General features: G+C 57.4%; 5 protein-coding genes. All 5 read left to right on the top strand.

The genetic code is table 11. The annotated features are described in order from the left end of the window. Positions 1-821, top strand: an 821-nt coding sequence (gene trpB / locus AC2VLY_RS15590) for a tryptophan synthase subunit beta (RefSeq protein ID WP_486922592.1), incomplete at its 5' end; no start/stop codon positions are given. Next, the gene (trpA, locus tag AC2VLY_RS15585; RefSeq protein ID WP_486893895.1) at positions 818-1,633 is read left to right on the top strand and encodes a tryptophan synthase subunit alpha; all 816 of its coding nucleotides are present in this window, start codon (positions 818-820) and stop codon (positions 1,631-1,633) included. The genes trpB and trpA, both read left to right, overlap by 4 nt. Then, positions 1,630-2,514: an acetyl-CoA carboxylase, carboxyltransferase subunit beta gene (gene accD, locus AC2VLY_RS15580; protein WP_486893897.1), complete on the top strand. Its 885-nt coding sequence runs from the start codon at positions 1,630-1,632 to the stop codon at positions 2,512-2,514. The genes trpA and accD overlap by 4 nt, the downstream gene beginning before the upstream one ends. A 9-nt stretch (positions 2,515-2,523) precedes the next feature. Continuing rightward, positions 2,524-3,816: a bifunctional folylpolyglutamate synthase/dihydrofolate synthase gene (locus AC2VLY_RS15575; RefSeq protein ID WP_486922591.1), complete on the top strand. Its 1,293-nt coding sequence runs from the start codon at positions 2,524-2,526 to the stop codon at positions 3,814-3,816. Further along, positions 3,792-4,182 (top strand): CvpA family protein (locus AC2VLY_RS15570; protein ID WP_486922590.1); only part of this gene is annotated, 391 nt, incomplete at its 3' end. The genes AC2VLY_RS15575 and AC2VLY_RS15570, both read left to right, overlap by 25 nt.

Here is a 4,182-nt window from a genome sequence, read left to right as displayed (position 1 = left end):
TAGCTACCCGTTATGGTATGGAATGTCTGGTGTATATGGGTGAAGAAGATATTCAGCGGCAATCCAGCAATGTTTTCCGGATGCGTTTGCTGGGTGCCCAGGTGGCGGCCGTAACCAGTGGCACCCGCACGCTGAAAGACGCGCTCAATGAAGCCCTGCGCGACTGGGTCACCCATGTGGATAATACGTTTTATGTTATTGGTACCGTAGCAGGCCCCCATCCTTACCCTGCCATGGTCCGGGATTTTCATCGGGTTATTGGTGATGAAGCGCGGGCTCAGTGTCTGGAACTGACTGGTCGCCTGCCGGACGTGTGCGTCGCCTGTGTGGGCGGCGGCAGTAATGCCATCGGCCTGTTTTACCCGTTCATCAATGACCAGTCAGTGCGTCGGATCGGTGTGGAGGCGGGGGGGCTGGGCCTGAGTACCGGCCAGCATGCTGCACCACTGACCACGGGGCGCCCGGGGGTGTTGCATGGTAATCGCACTTATCTCATGGAAGATGAAGACGGCCAGATTCTGCCCACCCATTCGATCTCGGCAGGGCTGGATTATCCGGGAGTGGGGCCGGAGCACGCCTACCTCAAAGATATTGGTCGTGCTGAATATGTGGCAGCGACAGATCAGGAAGCCTTGCAGGCCTTTCACGAACTGTGCCGCACGGAAGGCATCATTCCGGCCCTGGAGACCTCCCATGCCCTGGCCCATGCCTTTGCCATCGCGCCCGGCATGCGCTCAGATCAAACCATTATCGTCAATTTATCGGGCCGGGGTGACAAGGATATTCACACGGTTGCTGCTCTGGAGGGTATTCATTTATGAGTCGTCTATCGGCCATGTTTGCGCAGTTGCAGCAGAAAAATCGGGCGGCCCTTATCCCTTTTATCACCGCCGGCGATCCTTCCCTGACGGCAACCGTGCCCCTCATGCATGCCCTGGTAGAATCCGGAGCGGATGCGATTGAGTTGGGCATGCCCTTTTCCGATCCCATGGCAGATGGACCCAGTATTCAGCGGGCCAGTGAGCGCGCCCTCGGGCGTGGCGTCAAGTTGCGGATGGTGTTGGAGTGGGTCCGCGAATTCCGGCGCAGCAATCAACAGACGCCGGTCATCCTCATGGGTTATCTGAATCCGCTCGAAGCCATGGGTATGGCGACCTTTGCGGAGTTGGCGGCAGGGGCTGGCGTGGATGGGGTTATCATTGTCGATCTCACCCCCGAAGAGGGCCGCGAGGAATCAGCTTTGCTCATGGCCTGTGGTGTGGACCCCATTTTTCTGCTGGCTCCCACCAGTGGCGCGGCGCGGGTGCAGACGGTCCGCGAACTGGGCAGCGGTTTTGTCTACTATGTCTCCTTGCGGGGCATTACCGGAGCAGCGCAGTCCGACTGGCCCGAGGTTCTCAAACGGGTTGGTGAATTGCGCCGGGAATTGGCTTTGCCAGTAGCCATCGGCTTTGGAATTCGTGATGCCGAGACAGTGACCCGGGTTGCCCAAGGTGCGGATGCCGTAGTGGTAGGCAGTGCCCTGGTGGAACAACTGGCCGATTGCAGCAATGATCAGGCAGCCGTTCAGGTGGCCAAAAACTTTATTCAAGCGTTGGCGGGTGCCGTACAAAAACCCCGGAGTGTTCAATGAGCTGGTTTGACCGGGTATTACCCCCCAAAATCAAGAAAAACACCAATCCAGAGCCGCAAGCGGCGGAAAACAAGCGCACGGTACCCGAAGGGCTTTGGTCCAAGTGCCCCACCTGCCAAACGGTTTTGTATCGTACCGAGCTGGAAGAAAACCTGTTTGTCTGTCCCAATTGTGGTCATCATCAGCGCATTACGGCCCGGCAGCGTCTGGATTTTTTCCTGGATGCAGAACCGCGCCTGGAAATTGCCAAGGAATATGTCCCCGTTGATCCCCTGCGTTTCAAAGATCAGAAGCGCTACAAGGAGCGTTTGCAGGAAGCCCAGACCAAGACCGGTGAAAAAGATGCTTTGGTGGTCATGCGCGGCCTGCTGCATGGGCGTCCGGTAGTTGCTGCCGCTTTTGCTTTTGAATTCATGGGGGGGAGCATGGGTTCGGTGGTCGGCGCCCGTTTTGCCCGGGCCGCAGAAACCGCCCTGGTAGATCGCTGTCCATTGGTCTGTTTTTCAGCCAGTGGCGGTGCCCGGATGCAGGAAGGTCTGCTGTCACTGATGCAGATGGCCAAAACCTCGGCAGCCGTTGAACGCCTGGCCAAGGCCGGACTTCCTTTTATTTCGGTGCTGACGGACCCCACCATGGGTGGAGTTTCTGCCAGCCTCGCGACCCTGGGCGACGTGCTGATTGCCGAGCCCAAGGCCCTCATTGGCTTTGCGGGTCCACGCGTCATCGAACAGACGATCCGCGAAAAGCTGCCGGTTGGTTTTCAGCGTTCGGAGTATTTGCTGGAACACGGGGCTATTGACCAGATTGTGGATCGCCGCCAGTTGCGCACGGTGATCGGTGAAATACTGGGGATGCTGACCCAGTCCAGCAGCAAACCCTAGGAGCTGATTGTGCTGCAGAGCAGGGCGTTGACGGATGCCCTCAGTGATCAGGTGATTCGCATGGCCGGCCCGCCGGAACGGATTGTCCTGGGTCTGGAGCGCATGCGGACGGCCATGGCTTTGCTGGATTTGCCTGCGCGTTTACCGATGCCGGTCATTACCGTGGCTGGTACCAATGGCAAGGGTTCTACGGTGGCTTGTCTGGAGACTTTTTATCGACAGGCCGGTTACCGGGTTGCCGCCTATACCAGTCCGCATATCTGGTCGTTTAACGAACGTCTGCGGCTGAATGGCATCTCTGCTCCGATGTCCGACTGGGACGCCGCACTGGATGACATTGCGGCCGTTGCCGGAAGTATTGCTCTGACCTTTTTTGAAATCACGACCCTGGCTGCAGTGAAAATTCTCTGTACGGCGCAGGTGGATCTGGCCATATTGGAGGTCGGACTGGGTGGGCGACTGGATGCTGTCAACGCTTTTGATCCGGACTGCAGCGTGCTGACTACGGTAGATCTGGATCATCAGGACTGGCTGGGACCGGATCGACTGTCCATCGGTCGGGAAAAATCCGGAATTTTTCGACCCAATGTGCCGGCTCTGTACGGAGATGCTGCAAATCCCTGTGCCTCCGTGCTGGAAACAGCAGCGCAACATCAGGTGCCATTACAATTACTCGGTCAGGATTTCGACTTTGATGCACAAGCCCGCCGTTGGTGGGGATTCGGCCAGACCCTGGCAATGCCGGAACCGCTCTGGCCCGCTGCTGCGCAATGGCAGAACCTGGCCCTCGCCCTGGCCGCCGTCTGGGTTCTGCAAAAAAAATTACCCGTTTCCGCTGCGGCATTGAGCCATTGGTCAATCCGGCCAGATTTGCCGGGCAGGGCACAGATGTTACGGCCTTGGGGAGAAAACGGTCCGCGTCTGATTGTTGATGTCGCCCACAATCCTCAGGCAGTGGCACAATTGGCAACGCTGTTGGAGGGCCAGGGCGGGCGCTGCCATGCCGTAGTGGCCATGCTCGCCGATAAAGATGTTGCAGGTACCCTGAAAAACTTGCTCAGGCGTGTAGAAGTCTGGCATGTTCTGGAAATAACCGATACGCCACGTGCCGCCAGTGCCGCCAGTCTGCAGAAATGTTTGTGGGAAATGGGCGCTGCTCATGTGGAAATTGAGGAAAACATGCAAACCGCTCTTGATGCACTGGGTGCCGTTTTGACAGCCGATGACAGCATTGTCTGCTTCGGATCATTTCATCTGGTCAAGCAGTTGCCCCGGCAATGGCTGGACGGTACCAGCGTGTGAATTACTGGCTGGATATTGTCGTTGTCGGGCTGGTCGTATTATCCGCCCTGTGGGGACTGTTTCGGGGCATGGTTCGCGAATTTTTTTCATTGGCGGCCTGGGTTGGTGGATTTTATGTAGCCTGGACCTGGGGGGGGAGCTGGCTGGCGCCGCAGTTGTCCCATGATATTCCTGTCGGATGGCGGGTGCCCTTAGCCTCCTTTATCCTGTTTTTTGGCTGTCTGGTAGTTGGAACCCTGTGCGCTTTTGTGGTGCGTAAGTTATTATACGGCATTGGCTTTGGAGCCACCGACCGGTTTCTGGGCACTTTTTTCGGATTCCTGCGGGGCTTGGTGCTGATCGCCATTCTGGTCACATTGGTACAAT

The sequence above is a fragment of the Acidithiobacillus sp. TH-A36 genome (assembly GCF_057473445.1).
The sequence above is the reverse complement of the archived record's forward strand: the minus strand, read 5'-3'. Positions and strand labels throughout refer to the sequence as shown.